Source organism: Rhodococcus sp. YH3-3 (assembly GCF_001653035.1).
Lineage (GTDB): Bacteria > Actinomycetota > Actinomycetes > Mycobacteriales > Mycobacteriaceae > Rhodococcus_F > Rhodococcus_F qingshengii.
This window is the reverse complement of the sequence record NZ_BCWH01000003.1, coordinates 724,779-740,954: the sequence shown is the minus strand read 5'-3', so window position 1 is coordinate 740,954 and position 16,176 is coordinate 724,779. Positions and strand designations below refer to the sequence as shown.

Here is a 16,176-nt window from a genome sequence, read left to right as displayed (position 1 = left end):
ATCGCCGAACCAACGTCTCACCGCCCTTCGGTGCGGTGGGCAGCTCCATCAGGAGGAATTCGCGTGGCTCCATCCACAAACAACCAACGCAACGTCGTCTTCGTCGACGGCATTCGCACCCCGTTCGGCAAGGCCGGCCCGAAAGGCATGTACGCCGACACGCGCGCAGACGATCTCGTCGTCAAGGCGATTCGTGAGCTGCTTCGCCGCAACCCGCAGCTCGATCCCGCACGGATCGACGAAGTTGCCGTTGCAGCCACCACGCAGACCGGCGACCAGGGCCTGACCATCGGCCGCACCGCTGCGATCCTCGCCGGTCTCCCCGAAACCGTTCCAGGATTCGCCATCGACCGCATGTGTGCCGGCGCGATGACCGCCGTCACCACGACCGCGTCGGGCATCGGCTTCGGCCAGTACGACGTCGTGATCGCCGGTGGCGTCGAGCACATGGGTCACCACCCGATGGGTGAGGGCGCAGACCCCAACCCGCGTTTCCTCGCCGACCGCCTGGTCGACCCGAGCGCCCTCGTGATGGGTAACACCGCCGAGAACCTGCACGACCGGTTCCCGACCATCACCAAGGACCGCACGGACGCCTACGCCGTCAACAGCCAGAACAAGTACGACGCTGCCAAGAAGGCCGGCTTCATCGCCGACACCCTGGTCCCCGTCGCCACCCGCAGTTCCGCGGGCTGGGGTCTGGCCACCGAAGACGAGCCGCCGCGCCCCGGAACCACCGTCGAAGATCTCGCGAAGCTCAAGACGCCGTTCCGCCCGGCCGGACGCATCACCGCCGGTAACGCAGCCGGACTCAACGACGGTGCCACCGCAGCACTGCTCGCCGGTGAGGACACCGCAGCCGAGCTCGGCCTGCCGGTCGGCATGCGCATGGTGGGCTTCGCCTACCAGGGCGTCGACCCCGCGGTCATGGGCATCGGCCCGGTTCCCGCCACCGAGAAGCTGCTGGCACGCACCGGCCTCAAGATCGAGGACATCGGACTCTTCGAGATCAACGAGGCGTTCGCCGTTCAGGTCCTCGCGTTCCTCGAGCACTACGGAATCGCCGACGACGACCCGCGCGTCAACCAGTGGGGCGGCGCCATCGCGTGTGGCCACCCCCTCGCTTCCTCGGGCGTTCGCCTGATGACGCAGCTCTCCCGCCAGTTCGCGACGCGTCCCGACGTGCGCTACGGCTTGACCACCATGTGCATCGGCCTCGGCATGGGCGGCACCGTCATCTGGGAGAACCCGAACCACGCTGACTACCAGGCAGGAGTTAACTAAATGTCTGATATTGCAACAGCATTCGCCGACGAGGTCGTGACGAACGCCTACACGAAGATCATCTCGGTCCCCGGCATCGAGGGCCCTTTTGCACTGATCACCCTCGACAACGGCTTCGACCACACCAAGCCGTCGTCCTTCGGTCCCGGCGGACTCGCAGCATTCGACGCCGCCCTCGACGAAGCCTTTGCCGCCAACCCGGTTGCCATCGCCGTCACCGGCAAGCCGTTCATCTTTGCCGCCGGCGCGGATCTCAAGGGTGTTCCCGCGATCACCTCTCGTGAGCAGGGACTCGAGCTGGGCCGCTTGGGTCACAAGGTGTTCCGACGCCTGCGTGAGTCGTCCGTTCCCACGTTCGCCTTCATCAACGGTGTCGCTCTGGGCGGCGGCCTCGAGGTCGGACTGCACAGCCACTACCGCACGGTTGCCGCCAATGCGGGCGCACTGGGTCTTCCGGAAGCATTCCTCGGTCTGGTCCCCGGTTGGGGCGGAACGCAGTTGCTCCCCAACCTCGTCGGCCCGTCGAACGCCGTCACCGTGGTGATCGAGAACTCGCTGAACCAGAACAAGGTGCTCTCCCCCAAGAAGGCACTCGAACTCGGCGTCGTCGACGTCGTTCTCGATTCCGCCGACTTCATCGAGCAGTCCCTCGCCTGGGCGTCGCAGGTCCTCGCCGGCACAGTGACCCCCGCTCGCCCCGAGATCGATCGTGGCCAGGGCTGGGACGACGCGATCGCTCGTGCGAAGGCGATCGTCGACGGCAAGACCAAGGGCAACGCTCCCGGCGCCGTCAAGGCCGTCGAGCTGCTCGAACTGGCTCGCAGTACCGACATCACCGATGCCGCTTCGCTCGACAAGGGCTTCGCGGCCGAGGACGAGGCTCTTGCCGATCTCCTCCTGACCGACGAACTCCGTGCAGGTCTGTACGCCTTCGATCTGGTGAACAAGCGCGCCAAGCGCCCCGCCGGAGCACCCGACCGCTCGCTCGCCCGCAAGGTCAGCGGCGTCGGCATCGTCGGTGCCGGTCTCATGGCCAGCCAGCTCGCGCTGCTCTTCGTCCGCCAGCTCAAGGTGCCGGTCATCCTGACCGACATCGACCAGGAGCGCATCGACAAGGGTGTCGGTTACGTCCACACCGAAATCGAGAAGCTCCAGGGCAAGGGACGCCTGTCCCCCGACGCTGCGAATCGCCTCAAGGCGCTCGTCTCCGGTTCCCTCGACAAGGCCGCGTTCGCCAAGACCGACTTCGTCATCGAAGCCGTCTTCGAGAACATGGACGTCAAGAAGAATGTCTTCGCGGAACTCGAGCAGTTCATCGCTCCCGAAACCATCCTCGCCACCAACACGTCTTCACTCTCCATCACGGAGATGGCGTCCGGCCTCGAGCATCCCGAGCGTGTGGTCGGCTTCCACTTCTTCAACCCGGTTGCCGTTCTTCCCCTCCTCGAGATCATCAAGGGCAGCAAGACCGACGATGCCACTCTCGCAACGGCTTTCGCCACCGCGAAATCCCTGAAGAAGTCCGCCGTCCTCTGCGGCGACAAGGCAGGCTTCGTCTTCAACCGCCTCGTCACCCGCACCTTGGGTGAGGTCATGTCCGCCGTCGACGAAGGCACCCCCTTCGACGTCGCGGACAATGCCATCGCCGAACTCGGCATGCCCATGTCGCCGTTCACCTTGCTGGCCCTCGTCGGACCCGCAGTGGCTCTGCACACCGGTGAGACCCTGCAGGAGTCGTACCCGGACCGGTTCAAGAGCTCACCTGGACTCGAAGCACTCGTCGAGGCTCGCAAGCCCGGCGTGTGGACCTGGGGCGAGAACGGTCAGGCCGTCGATCCCGAGGTCGCCGCACTGTGGCCGCAGGGTGACAAGGTGTCCACTTCGGAAGAGGTCCTCGAGCGCACACGTCGTGCGTTTGCCGAAGAAATTCAGATCATGCTCGACGAGGGCGTCGTAGCGGCAGCCGAGGACATCGACCTCTGCCTGCTGCTCGGCGGCGGGTTCGGATTCTGGAACGGCGGCATCACGCCGTACCTGGACCGGACCGGTACCTCCGAGGCTGTCAACGGCAAGCGCTTCCTCGCGCCTGGTGTTGCCAGCGTCTGAGTCAGTCGATCGACCCGTCACGGACGGCGTGCCTTCGGGTACGCCGTCCGTGGCGTTTGCGCAGGTTCAGAATAGGGTTCCCACATCGTCTTTCACGATGTTCTCGAGCGCACGCTCCGCGACGGCGGCGATAGTCATCGACGGATTGCACGCAGCGGAGTTTCCCGGCAGCAGAGCGCCGTCGAGCACGTACAACCCCCGCTGGCCCAGAACCCGACCATCAAGATCGCACACCGAGTTCATGCAGGCACCGCCGAGGGGATGCCAGGTGGACGGCAGTAACGCGTTGGTGTCGGTGAGCAGTCCTCCTGCCGCGATCTGCTGGGCCGCAGGTCCGATGTGGCCTTGCTGGATCGCAGAGTCGCCATCCCTCGGCCAACGGAGCACCGCCTCGCCTCTCGCCGAGTCGTACACGAACCGACCTCGGTCGCTGCTGACCCCGAATCCGACCATCACCGTGCTGTGAGCGTCGAACGCCACCGGCGGGAACGACGCCTGAATGACGGTGAACGCGTTATGCGGGTCGTCCCAGTTCCGGCTGCCGTAGACGACCGGCCCGCCCTGCGTCGCGCCGAAATTCTCCGCGAGATCCGACCAGATGTAGATCCGATCGGCATTGGTCCCCCACCCCGCGCCGAGTTCGTCGGGCAGATCCGTGATCCGCCCCGTTGCCGCGGCGCGGACCAGGAGTTTGGTGGTGTTCATGCTGCCGGCAGCCATCACGAGCGCATCCGTCGTCAAAATCTTGTTCTCGAGAATGTTGCCGGAAATGTCGGTCCGGTCCACGTACACACGCCACCGTCCGTCGGCCGCCCGCTCGACATCGGTGACCTGGTGCAGAGTCTCCACATTCACCAATCCAGTCGCTTCCGCTGCCGCAATGTAGGTGACATCCACCGAATGTTTGCCCCCGTTGTTGACACCGAGCGCGCCGTCACCGTTGGTGTAAGACGGCTTCATCTCACCCCGCAGTTCGGCCAACGCGTAGTTCCAGTCGATCGGCATCGGAATCTTCGACACGGGTAGACCGGAACGCGTTGCGTTACGCGCGAATACACGTGCCGCCTCGTAGTTCGGGCTGGAAATCAGTTCGTCGGGTGCAGTTTCCACTTGCAACATCCGCGCCACCCGCGGGTAATGGACGCGGTCCATTCGTGCGTAATCGAGCTCCTCCGGAAAGTGCGTGTTGAAGACCGCTTCTTCCGGTTGCAGCGTCATCCCTTGGTACACAAGCGATCCGCCGCCCACACCGGCTGCGCAGATCGCGGTCATGTTCTCACCGGTCACCGTCTCCAACAAACCCGCGTACGGCTCGAAGATCGCCGGCCTGCCGAACAGAGTCGGGTTGGACTGATGCCAGAGGATACGCTTGTCCGGACTGGCGGGATGCGGAAAAGTTTCGGCATTCGGCCCGGTCTGCCACCGAATCCCTCTCTCCAGCAGGGTGACCGGAACCCCGGCCTCGGCCAAGCGAAGTGCCGTCACCCCTCCGCCGAACCCCGAACCGATAACCACGACACGGTGCACTTCACGTGTCAGCGGAATCCCTGTTGCAGCCTTGGCAGTGCGTGGCGCCATCATCGCGACTCCCACGGCGGCCGTACCGGCCAAGAACGATCTACGTTTCACTCCGGACATGACTGGTGCTCCCTCGAAGAATGTCGCCAGAGAATTCCGGGCACGCCAAAACTAGACACTCTGACGCTCGAGTGTCAAGGTTTCGGCGGAGCAGGCGAGGAACTACGAGGTCGACCGGATTGCGGGCCCGAGCCACCTCGAGAGAAAGGCCCGCAAGGAGTCATCGGAATGGACGAGGTCACTGTCGAATGCAACAACCGAAAGCCCCAGTCGCACGGCAATTTCCACTATCTCATCCAACTCCGCCTCCGTGGCGAGGCCACGTTCGACCATAGGGGCGAGCATCTGACCAGCGAAAGGTATTGCTCGACTCATCATTTCGAGATCGAAGACAGGGTTTCCCCGCTCGGCGAGGAGCAGAGTCGCGAGCACCGGGTGAGCACGCACGGCAGTTCGCGCGGCAACGATGAATTCGACGACGTAGTCGCACGCCGTGTCGACCGACTCCACCTGTGCCGTGATCTCCCCGAGAACCTCGACAGCGAGACCGCCCATCGCCTGGGAGACGACCTCTTCACGTGTACCGAAAATCGAGTACACCGTCTGGCGCGAGACACCGGCCGCGGTGGCAACTGCGGCAATGTTCACAGCCTCGAATCCGCCACCTTCGATCAGTCCGAGGGCGGCGCCGAGAATCTTCTGCTGAGATCGCACGAGGAAAGTATCGCCCACCGAAACGGCGCCCTGAGAAACGCGGTCCAGATCCGACCCCCACCTGCATAAACGGCACAATCGGTTTCGTTTGGCTGCCGAAATTCGGTAGGTTAGGCTGCCCTTCATGAAAACTTCTCTTCGGGGCTTCACTGCCCTCGGTGCGGCTGCAATCGCGGTCACCGCACTTGTCTCGTGCTCCTCGGATTCAGGCACATCCACGACATCCCAAGGTACGGACGGATTCCCCGTCAGCATCGAGAACACCTTCGGCACCACGACCATCGACTCGAAGCCCGAGCGCCTCGTCACCCTCGGATGGAACGCGCAGGACATCCTGTACGCACTCGATCTGACTCCGGTCGGACAGCCCAAGTACACCTACGGTGCGGACGACAACGGCGTCATGCCCTGGGCCCAGGACTACTTCGACGCGGACAAGACAACGCTCTTCGACATGCCGGCCAGCGGAGAACCGCCGATCGAGTCCATCGCGTCGTTGACCCCCGACGTCATCCTGGCGCCGTACGAGGGCTTCGAGGAATCCGTCTACAACCAACTGAGCAAGATCGCACCGACGGCCGCTTATCCCGGCGCAGCGTGGCAGACGTCCTGGCAGGACCAGACCCGCATCGTCGGCAAGGCAGTCGGCAAGAGCGAAGAGGCCGAGAAGCTCGTCGACGGCCTCGACGCGACTCTCGCCGATACCGCCGCAGCCCACCCGGAGTTCGCCGGAAAGACATTGGCAGTGGTCAACTTCGACACCGATTCGAGCAACATCAACGTCTATCTGCCCACCGACCCGCGGGTCCAGGTGCTGACGGAACTCGGATTCGTCAACGCGCCGGGCGTCGAGAAGCTCGCCGCGGACAATGCAGGTGGATCGTTCTTCAAGACGATCTCCTACGAGAACATCGCCGACATCGACGCCGACGTGATCGTCGGCTTCACCGACGGCTCCGGTGATCCGTCCGGCATACCCGCAGTCGGTGGACTCGACGCGGTCAAACGCGGATCCACCGCATTCCTCAGCGACACCCGCGTCATCGGCGGACTGAGCAACGTCAACGTCCTGAGCACGCCGTGGGTCCTCGGCCAGATCACACCGACGTTGAGTGAAGCCGCAAAGCGCGCCTCCGCCTAGAAACGAGATTTTCCCGACGCCCTCTCCGGCGTGATCCGTATCGAACGGCTCGCCGGAGAGGCGGGTGACCCGGAAATTCATGGCGAAGAATCTCGCGGACATCGCAGCAAAAGCCGAGAGTCTCGCGGGTAAGTAAACCGCCCTCACCTGCACCGACATTATTGTTTGCATAATGACTGCAATCAATACCTTGTCTCTGCGTCCGGTTGTTTCGACCTGGGAATGGACTCAGCTGGGTAACGGCGCGTGAGTCCCCGCCAAATCTGCCCCGGTGGGCGTAGCGTGCAGAGTGCTCGCGGATGGATCGGCGCATCGGGGTGTCGACCGTAGGGCCTTTTGAGGGGGCAGGAATGGCATTCAGCGGAACCGCCTCCGGCGGTGGATCCGGCGCTACTCGCGCCGACGTCGGACATGCAGTGCTCTTCGCCGGCGCCGCCGCGCTCGGCGGTTTTCTGTTCGGATACGACACCGCCGTCATCAACGGGGCGGTCGGTGCGATCCGAGACAAGTACGACATCGGCGCCTCGGGCACCGGGCTCACGGTCTCACTGACTCTGCTCGGCGCAGCACTCGGCGCCTGGATCGCAGGCACACTCGCCGACCGACTCGGCCGCATCCGCGTCATGCAGATAGCCGCGGTGTTGTTCATCATCGGCGCCGTAGGCTCCGCAATTCCGTTCAGCGTCTACGACCTCACGTTCTGGCGCGTGGTCGGCGGCCTGGCAGTGGGTTTCGCGTCAGTCATCGCCCCGGCCTACATCGCGGAGATCTCCCCCGCCGCGATTCGCGGACGTCTCGGCTCGATGTACCAACTGGCTATCGTTCTCGGAATCGCCGTGTCGCAGTTGGTCAACTACGCCCTCCAGGCCGCGGCCGGTGGTGATCGCAATCAGATCGCAGGCCTCGAAGCCTGGCAGTGGATGCTGATGCTCGAGGCGGTTCCCGCAGTCCTGTACCTGATCATGACAACCACGATTCCCGAATCTCCACGGTTCCTCGTGGCGCAGGGCAAGGACGATCGTGCTCGCAAGATCATCTCCGATCTCGAAGGTGGAGATCACGACGCCGTCACCGAACGCATGAACGAGATCCGCGAATCTCTGACGGAGAAGCAAGCCAAGACCACAGTCCGCCAACTCTTCTCGAAGCGGCTCGGGGTCTCCCATCTGGTGTGGGTCGGTATTGCACTCGCCGCATTGCAGCAGTTGGTCGGCATCAACGTGATCTTCTACTACTCGAGCACCCTCTGGCAGGCGGTCGGATTCGGCGCTGACCGGTCCCTGCTGATCAGCGTCGTGAGCGCCTTGGTCAACATCGTCGGTACGTTCGTCGCCATCGCCGTCATCGACCGGGTCGGTCGAAAGCCGTTGTTGCTGGTCGGTTCCGCCGGTATGGCCATCTCACTGGGCACCGCAGCGTTCTGTTTCCATTCGGCAACAGTGACCAAGAACGAGATCGGCGAATCCGTGGCCACGCTGGCCGGAGCCAATGCCACTATCGCTCTTATCGGGGCGAACGCATTCGTGTTCTTCTTCGCCTTGTCCTGGGGCCCGGTCGTCTGGGTGTTGATCTCCGAAATGTTCCCCAACCGCGTGCGTGCTGCAGCAGTCGGAATTGCGACCGCCACCAACTGGGTCGCGAACTTCCTGGTGTCCTGGACGTTCCCGGCACTGGCCGATTGGAATCTGTCGTACACCTACGCCGGCTACGCCGTCATGGCAGCGTTGTCACTGTTTGTCGTCCTGCGATTCGTGAAGGAAACGCGAGGCAGCACACTCGAATCCGTCCAGTAGCGAACTCTCACGATTTCACCGAAAGCGGTGGCCCTCGGATTGATCCGTGGGCCACCGCTTTTCGAGATCGTAGTGAAGATTATCGTGAGACGAGCCGTCAGCCTTGCGCGACTTCACCTTGAGCCGACGCCGAGGACGCGTCTTCCTGGACGTGGACGCCGACGCTGCCCATACCCGCCACCCAGCCGGTGATCTTGCGGGAGAGGTCCTGAGCCGTGAGTCCGAGTTCCTTGTGGATGGCCTCGCGGCTGGCGTGATCGAGGAACTGCTGGGGAACGCCCATGTCGCGGCACGACGTGTGCACTCCGGCTGCCCGCATCGCGGCCGAGACCGTCGAACCGATGCCGCCGTGCAGACCACCGTCTTCGATGGTGACCACGAGGGCGTACTTGTCCGCCATCTTCACCAGCGAATCCGCGACCGGCAGAACCCACCGCGGATCGACGACGGCAACCGAGATGCCCTGCTTGTCGAGCCGCTCGGCAATCTCGAGTGCCAGGGATGCAAACGGGCCCACCGCGACGAGGAGCACGTCGCCGCGCTCACCCTCGCTGGACTTGAGAACGTCGACCATTCCGTCGAGTCGCTTCACGGCCGGAATCGCTTCGGGTACAGCGCCCTTCGGGAAACGAACGACGGTTGGGCCGTCGTCGACGAGAAGTGCCTCGTCCAGCTCTTCCCGCAGCGTGTCTGCGTCACGCGGTGCCGCGACGCGGATCCCGGGGATGATTCCGAGCAGCGAAAGATCCCAGACCCCGTTATGGCTGGCACCATCGACTCCGGTGACCCCGGCGCGGTCGAGCACGACTGTCACCGGCTGCTTGAGCAGAGCGACGTCCATCAACAACTGGTCGAAAGCCCGATTGAGGAAGGTCGAGTAGATAGCAACGACGGGGTGAAGTCCGCCAAGTGCAAGACCGGCGGCCGAGGTCATCGCATGCTGCTCGGCGATACCGACGTCGAAGATCCGATCGGGGAACTTCTCACCGAAGGCCGCGAGGCCGGTGGGCCCGGCCATCGCCGCGGTGATGGCGACGATGTCCTCACGACGCGAAGCCTGCTCGATCAACGCGGCCGAGAAGACCGACGTCCAGTCCGGCGCGGACGACTTGGTGCCGCGACCGGTGACGGGATCGATGACACCGGTGGCATGCATCTGGTCGGCCACGTCGTTCTCGGCGTGTGCGTAACCGTTGCCCTTACGAGTGACGGCATGCACGATGACCGGTCCGCCGTAGGCCTTCGCCCGGCGCAATGCCGATTCCATGGCGGCTTCGTCGTGTCCGTCCACCGGTCCGAGGTATTTGATACCGAGATCGGTGAACATGACCTGAGGGCTGACCGCGTCTTTGAGACCCGCCTTCATTCCGTGCAGGACGGAGTACGCGGTGCGCCCCACCCAGGGCAGTCTCTTGACCATGCGTCGGCCACTGTCGAGGGCGCGCTCGTAACTCGGTGCGGTTCGCAGTGCCGAAAGATGGTCGGCGAGTCCGCCGATGGTCGGTGCGTACGAGCGGCCGTTGTCGTTGACGACGATCACCACCGAACGGTCCTTGCCTGCTGCGATGTTGTTGAGAGCTTCCCAACACATTCCGCCGGTCAGCGCGCCGTCACCGACGACGGCAACTACGTGGCGATTCTGACCCGTCAGCGCGAAGGCCTTCGCGAGGCCGTCGGCATAGGACAGCGCGGCGGAAGCGTGAGAGGACTCGACCCAGTCGTGTTCGCTCTCGGCGCGGCACGGATACCCGGACAGTCCGCCCTGCTTACGCAGAGTGTCGAACTGATCCTGACGACCGGTGAGGATCTTGTGTACGTAGGCCTGATGGCCCGTGTCGAAGATGATCGCGTCCTGCGGCGAGTCGAAAATTCGGTGCAGTGCGAGGGTCAACTCCACGACGCCCAAGTTGGGCCCGAGGTGACCACCGGTCGCAGCGACCTTCAGCACGAGGAACTCACGAATCTCGTCGGCCAACTCCGTCATCTCGGCGTGGCTCAACTGACGTAGATCGTCAGGACCCTGAATGCGGGCAAGAACACCCAACGAGATCGCTCCCTCCGTGCTTCACAGCTGCACCGGTGCGCGCCGCGGCTGTCTTCGCGACAGTGCTGCCAGTCTACGGAGCGTTCCGGCGAACCGACACGCGGACTCGGCCCGATTCCGGTGTGACTTCGCGTAACAGCGAAATCCCGCGGATCGCTCGTGATCGCAATCACAGACAAATGGGATCCGTCGCGATCGACTCGGCAACTCTTCTTCCACAAAACGACCGCCATGTCAGCTTAAGGTCGACGTATGGGAACTGTGGTCGACGACCTGATAACGCGAGTGTTCGACGAAGTCCGATCACTCGAAGAAGGCGAGTTGGCCGACTACATCCCCGAACTCGCGGCGGTCGCCCCCGATTCGTTCGGAATCTGCATCGCCACCGTAGACGGTTACGTCTACGAGATCGGTGACTCGCGAATCCCGTTCACCATTCAGTCGATCTCGAAGCCCTTCACCTACGCCTTGGCTCTCGCCGATCGAGGAAGCGAGGCGGTTGCCGCGAAAATCGACGTCGAACCATCCGGCGAGCCGTTCAACGAAATCAGCCTCGACCCGCTCACCGAACGGCCACGAAACCCCATGATCAATGCCGGGGCGATCACCGCTGCATCACTGGTTGCCGGACCGAATCCCGAGGCCCGCTTCGAGCGCATCCGCTCGGCGTACTCGCGATACGCAGGCCGCGAGCTGACCTTCAACGAAGCCGTCTACACCTCCGAGGCCCGCACCGGTCACCGCAACCGTGCGATCGGCCACATGCTGCGATCCTTCGACGTCATCACCGGCAATCCCGACGAGGCCGTCGACCTGTACTTCCGTCAGTGTTCGATCGACGTGACCTGCCGTGATCTGAGTCTGATGGCTGCGACGATGGCGAACAACGGCGTCAATCCGCTCACCCACGAGCGTGCGCTGGCACCCGCAGGCGTCGAACAGGTCCTCAGTGTCATGGCAACCTGCGGGATGTACGACGGCGCCGGCAAGTGGCTGGTAGAGGTCGGATTGCCGGCCAAGAGCGGTGTCGGCGGCGGAGTGCTGGCGGTTCTGCCGGGCCAGATCGGCATCGCCGTGTACTCCCCCAGGCTCGACGTTCACGGCAACAGTGTTCGCGGAGTTGCTTCTGCCCGGGCACTGTCGAAGGAACTCGAACTGCACTTCCTCCACGTGACGCGGGCGTCACGCTCGTCGATCCGGGCCAGATACAGCGTCATCGAAGCACCGTCGCGAGTACGACGCACCCCGACCGAACAAGCCGTGCTCGACGACGTCGGCAAGCGCAGCCGGGTCTACGAACTGCACGGCGATCTCCTCTTCACCGGTGCCGAATCGGCGGTCCGCGAAATCGGCTCGGTGGACGAGGGCCTCGAAGTTGTCGTCATCGACGTCCGCCGCGTCGACGACGCCAGCGACGTCGCGGTGCGCATGATCACTGCGCTGCAGGTTCAGCTGGCCGAGCAGGCTTGTGCTGTGGCCGTCGTCGATCCGCAAGGACTGCTGGGACAACGAAGTTCGAGCATCGACCCCGCCAGAAGAAGTGGTCGGGTTTTTGCGGATCTCGATTCCGCCATGCAGTGGTGCGAAGACACGCTGCTTGCGGTGCATTGTGAGGCCGATCGGCAGGCGTCGACGATCTCGATCGAGGACCACCCAGTTCTCGATGCTCTGTCCGCGGCACAGATCGAGGGATTCTCGGCAGAGTTGGAGACGCGAACCTATGCCCGCGGCGAGAAGATCGCCCGCCGAGGTGAATCGGCGTCTGGCTTCTACCTGATTCTCAGTGGCCAGGTCAGCACCATGTTCACCGACGCGCACGGGGTCGAGCACCGCATCACGACGCTCTCCGCCGGAATGACGTTCGGCGAGATGACGATGTTCCTCGACACTCCGTTCCTCAACGACATCCGCGCCGATTCCACGGTCACCGTGGCCGTGCTGACTCCGGAGCGATATGCAGAACTGACCGCACAGGCACCCGAGTTGAAACTTGCGCTTCTCGAACGACTGGCGGCGGGCGCCTACGAGCAATTGGACCTGATGTTGCGGAGTGTCATATCCGCCGGACGAATCGGATAGGAACCACACGTGCCCACCACCGCCTTCACCTCGGAGCCGTCCACTGTCACGGTGACCGGAACCGCCACTGCAACAGCTGTTCCCGACATCGTGCGATTGACGATCGGAGTATCGGTGACACAGACGGCCGTTTCCGACGCGTTCGACGCCGTCGCGCGTCTGTCCACTGCGCTGACCGAGACCCTGCACGCGCGCGGTGTGCGCGGAGCGGACCTCACCACCGCCGGGCTGAGCGTCCATCCGCAGACTCAGTGGAGCGACGGAGGCCGCCAGGAGACAACAGGATTCACGGCATCGACAACTTTCCGAGTCGTACTGCGAGAGCTGGAGCCGGAAGCGGCGAACTCCCCCGCTGCCGTCATCGCGGCATGTGTATCGGTGGGTGGCGACGCGATTCGGCTCGACGGACTGGAGTTCGATCTCGACGACCGCAGCGATCTGGCGACAAGAGCACGCGAATTGGCCTGGACGGCAGCCGAATCGAAGGCCAGACAGTTCGCAGACCTGGCAGACAAAGATCTGGTCGAAGTCCTCGAGGTGCTCGAGGACTTCGACCAGATAGTGCCGATGCGCGGACGTGTCGCGGCCATGAAAGCGGATTCGGCCCCGATAGCCGTCGAACGCGGAGAGATCGAAGAATCGATCTCGGTCCGCGTTCGATGGGCTATGGCGTGACAACAGCAGTTCAGAAGACGCTGCCGGCAGTAGACCAGCCGGGCATGCGGATCAGCGAGTGAGGTTCTTCTCTTCGCGCTCTTCTTCGTACTTCTGCTCGGCGTCGGGGGTTGCCATGTCGATGGTGGTGCGCAACGGACGGTTCGGGATGAAGATGACCGACACGAGCGTGACCACGGCGACGACGGCTGCGACCAGGAAGATCCGTCCTGTTGCGTCGCCGTAGGCGAACCGAACGATCTGCGAGACGAAGTCAGGCATATTGCTCAGGTCGAGGCCGTCCTGGAGGCTCTTGCCAGCTACTGCCTGCTGCTCGGGCGGCAAGGTGGAGACCGAATCGACTGTCAGTGTCTTGACGCGGGTCGCAAGAATCGAACCGAGCACCGACACGCCGATCGCGCCGCCGAAGGTGCGGAAGAACGCCACGATACTGCTGGCCGCGCCGATGTTCTCGACGCTGACCGTGTTCTGCACGGCGAGAACGATGTTCTGCATCAGCATGCCGGTACCGAGACCCACGATGGCGATGAAGATTCCGATTGTCCACAGGCTGGTTGCGTGGTCGATCGTCGACAGCAGCCCGAAACCGACCAGCAGCAGAACTGCGCCGGCGACGATGAAGGGCTTCCACTGACCGAACTTGGTGATCAGCTGGCCCGAGCCGACCGAGGCGACGAGCATGCCTGCGACCATCGGAATGGTGAGCAATCCGGCTTCGGTGGGATCGAATCCGCGTGCGGTCTGGAAGTACTGCGTCAGGAACGTCGTCGCGCCGAAGAGGCCGACACCAACTGCGATCGAGGCGATGATCGCGAGAGCCGTGGTGCGCTCGGTGATGATCTTGATCGGCAGGATCGGATCCTTGACCTTGGATTCGACGAACATCGTCAGGCCGAGCAGGGCCAGACCACCGATGACGAAGAAGGCCGACTCCTTCGAGAACCAGGCGTAGTAGTCGTCCTGACCGGCAAACGAAACCCAGATCAGCAGGACGCTGACACCGGCGGTGAGCAAGGTGGCGCCCATCCAGTCGATGGAGACGTTGTCCTTCTTCACGGTCTCGACGTGCAGTGTGCGCTGAAGCAGGAACAATGCGATGACTGCCAGCGGAACACATACGTAGAAGCACCAGCGCCAGCCGGCAGTGTCCACGAGGACGCCGCCGAGGATCGGTCCACCGGACATCGAGACGGCCATGGCCGCACCCATGTATCCGGAATAGCGACCGCGATCTCGCGGCGGGATGATCGTGCCGATGATGGCTACGACGAGAGCGGTCAGACCGCCCATACCGATGCCCTGGATGACACGCGCACCGAGCAGCAACGGAACGTTGTGCGCCGCGCCGGCGATGACCGAGCCGATCACGAAGATGACGATCGCGGTCTGGACCAGGACCTTCTTGTTGTAGAGGTCGGCAAGCTTGCCCCAGATCGGCGTCGACGCCGCGGTGGCGAGCAACGCTGTCGTGATGATCCAGGCGTACTGCGTCTGAGTTCCGTGCAGTTCACCGATGATCGTGGGAAGCGCTGTGGAAACGATGGTGCTACTGAGCAGCGCGGTGAACAGCGCTGCGATGAGTCCGGTGAGTGCTTCGAGAATTTCGCGGTGAGTCATCGCGCCCGCTTCGCGAGCCGATCCGTCACCTCCGGTACTTGCCCGGGTTTCTCCTACTGTTGCTGCCATGTGCCTTATCTCCCAATACTTTCTACGCCCGTGTGCGGAACTGCCGGTGAGGCCTGCCGATTCGATGCGCCGAACGTCTCGTTGAGACGTTGCAGCGATGTCACTGCGGCCATGGCCTCTTCCTGGCTCCAGTCTTCGAGCATGTTGCGCAAACGCGCCGCACGCCGCTGCGTGGTTCTCCGTAAAACGTCGTGTCCCTCTTCCGATACTCGGATGCGGAACGCCCGCTTGTCAGCCGGATCGGGATTTCTCTCGACATACCCAGCGTCGACCAGATCCGACATTTGTCGGCTGAGCGACGACTGACTGACACACAGATCGACGGCCAATTCGTTCTGTCGGCACTCCCCACGCGCTGCCAGCATGAACAACACACTGACCAGCGCAGGCGGCAGCAGGCTGTCTGCACCGGTGGTGACCGCGGCTCGCAGCGATCTGCCGAACATGAAGATCGTGTCGACGAGCGCTTGGGCCGTCTCCGGCTGTACCGACATTGCCTACCCCTGAATTCGAGTGGCCCGAACGAGCCGTGACTTGAAAACGGAAAACTACTTGCAGAACGAAACTATACGATTAGTTGCGTAATGCAAGCAACTGTTGTGAACGCGAGAAGCGTCACACCGTTTCAGGGAAAGATTTCGGGACGTCTCAGCGTTCGAGGAGCGCGATGCACTCCATGTGGTGAGTCTGGGGGAACGCGTCGAACGCCCGGAGGCCACCGATTCTGAAGCCCTGCTCCAGGTAGAGGCCGATATCGCGACCGAACGACGCCGGGTCGCACCCAATGTGGACTATCCGCTCAGCGCCCGTTGAGGCGAGAGCTTCCACGACCGGACGGCCGGCCCCCGCACGTGGCGGGTCGAGCACGACGACAGCAGGCGAACGCTCCAGATCCGCGATGATGTTCTCGACGCGGGCGCTGTGGAAGCGCACCTGACCGAGATCGGACAGCGCTGCCTGCCCGTCCGCGACTGCACGCGCCGAAGATTCGACGGACTCCACCACGCCGGACGGCCCGACAAGCTCGGCGAGCACAGCTGCGAACACGCCGACACCGCCGTAGAGATCCCAGGCCG

The 16,176-nt window shown here is 63.4% G+C and carries 11 protein-coding genes and 1 pseudogene; 6 read left to right on the top strand and 6 right to left on the bottom strand.

The features are described from left to right. The first annotated feature begins 63 nt into the window (after positions 1-63). Positions 64-1,284: a thiolase family protein gene (locus YH3_RS28715; RefSeq protein WP_003942598.1), complete on the top strand. Its 1,221-nt coding sequence runs from the start codon at positions 64-66 to the stop codon at positions 1,282-1,284. Beyond that, positions 1,285-3,390 carry a 3-hydroxyacyl-CoA dehydrogenase NAD-binding domain-containing protein gene (locus YH3_RS28710; RefSeq protein WP_064444545.1) on the top strand — a complete coding sequence of 702 codons (2,106 nt, stop codon included), beginning with the start codon at positions 1,285-1,287 and terminating at the stop codon, positions 3,388-3,390. Positions 3,391-3,456: 66 nt separating this feature from the next. Here the strand turns inward: YH3_RS28710 and YH3_RS28705 are convergent, their stop codons facing one another. Then, positions 3,457-5,028 carry a GMC oxidoreductase gene (locus tag YH3_RS28705; RefSeq protein WP_082920696.1) on the bottom strand — a complete coding sequence of 524 codons (1,572 nt, stop codon included), beginning with the start codon at positions 5,026-5,028 and terminating at the stop codon, positions 3,457-3,459. 102 nt (positions 5,029-5,130) lie between these two features. Next, entirely contained in the window at positions 5,131-5,682 is a 552-nt protein-coding gene (locus tag YH3_RS28700; protein ID WP_029255269.1) for a TetR/AcrR family transcriptional regulator, read from the bottom strand. A gap of 124 nt (positions 5,683-5,806) precedes the next feature. On the opposite strand from YH3_RS28700, the gene YH3_RS28695 reads away from it, so the two are divergent. Together YH3_RS28695 and YH3_RS28690 are read left to right on the top strand one after the other, a co-directional pair. Next, the gene (locus tag YH3_RS28695; protein ID WP_064444544.1) at positions 5,807-6,823 is read left to right on the top strand and encodes an iron-siderophore ABC transporter substrate-binding protein; all 1,017 of its coding nucleotides are present in this window, start codon (positions 5,807-5,809) and stop codon (positions 6,821-6,823) included. 350 nt (positions 6,824-7,173) lie between these two features. Then, positions 7,174-8,616, top strand: coding sequence for a sugar porter family MFS transporter (locus YH3_RS28690; protein WP_064444543.1), 1,443 nt, complete (start codon positions 7,174-7,176; stop codon positions 8,614-8,616). A gap of 97 nt (positions 8,617-8,713) precedes the next feature. Here YH3_RS28690 and dxs read toward each other — a convergent pair whose 3' ends face one another. Next, positions 8,714-10,660, bottom strand: coding sequence for a 1-deoxy-D-xylulose-5-phosphate synthase (dxs, locus tag YH3_RS28685; RefSeq protein WP_007732868.1), 1,947 nt, complete (start codon positions 10,658-10,660; stop codon positions 8,714-8,716). Between the two features lie 252 nt (positions 10,661-10,912). Here dxs and glsA point away from each other — a divergent pair, with 252 nt between their 5' ends. Then, the gene (gene glsA, locus YH3_RS28680) at positions 10,913-12,739 is read left to right on the top strand and encodes a glutaminase A (RefSeq protein WP_064444542.1); all 1,827 of its coding nucleotides are present in this window, start codon (positions 10,913-10,915) and stop codon (positions 12,737-12,739) included. A gap of 9 nt (positions 12,740-12,748) precedes the next feature. Further along, a complete protein-coding gene (locus tag YH3_RS28675; RefSeq protein ID WP_003942616.1) occupies positions 12,749-13,414 on the top strand; it encodes an SIMPL domain-containing protein in 666 nt (221 codons plus the stop codon). A 51-nt stretch (positions 13,415-13,465) separates the two neighbouring features. Here YH3_RS28675 and YH3_RS28670 read toward each other — a convergent pair whose 3' ends face one another. From YH3_RS28670 to YH3_RS36915, 3 genes and pseudogenes are all read right to left on the bottom strand, one after another. Further along, a complete protein-coding gene (locus YH3_RS28670; protein WP_193777210.1) occupies positions 13,466-15,100 on the bottom strand; it encodes an MDR family MFS transporter in 1,635 nt (544 codons plus the stop codon). Between the two features lie 5 nt (positions 15,101-15,105). Next, positions 15,106-15,594 (bottom strand): MarR family winged helix-turn-helix transcriptional regulator, encoded by a 489-nt coding sequence (locus tag YH3_RS28665; RefSeq protein ID WP_003942624.1) that lies wholly within the window; start codon positions 15,592-15,594, stop codon positions 15,106-15,108. A 154-nt stretch (positions 15,595-15,748) separates the two neighbouring features. Next, positions 15,749-16,176: pseudogene (locus YH3_RS36915) on the bottom strand (class I SAM-dependent RNA methyltransferase); the annotation flags it as partial.

What these genes read in the sequence shown, in the direction of transcription:
- YH3_RS28710 (WP_064444545.1), top strand. Translation starts at nt 1,285, where the DNA reads ATGTCTGATATTGCAACAGCATTCGCCGACGAGGTCGTGACGAACGCC.
- YH3_RS28705 (WP_082920696.1), bottom strand. Translation starts at nt 5,028, where the DNA reads ATGTCCGGAGTGAAACGTAGATCGTTCTTGGCCGGTACGGCCGCCGTG.
- YH3_RS28695 (WP_064444544.1), top strand. Translation starts at nt 5,807, where the DNA reads ATGAAAACTTCTCTTCGGGGCTTCACTGCCCTCGGTGCGGCTGCAATC.
- YH3_RS28690 (WP_064444543.1), top strand. Translation starts at nt 7,174, where the DNA reads ATGGCATTCAGCGGAACCGCCTCCGGCGGTGGATCCGGCGCTACTCGC.
- glsA (WP_064444542.1), top strand. Translation starts at nt 10,913, where the DNA reads ATGGGAACTGTGGTCGACGACCTGATAACGCGAGTGTTCGACGAAGTC.
- YH3_RS28670 (WP_193777210.1), bottom strand. Translation starts at nt 15,100, where the DNA reads ATGGCAGCAACAGTAGGAGAAACCCGGGCAAGTACCGGAGGTGACGGA.
- YH3_RS28665 (WP_003942624.1), bottom strand. Translation starts at nt 15,594, where the DNA reads ATGTCGGTACAGCCGGAGACGGCCCAAGCGCTCGTCGACACGATCTTC.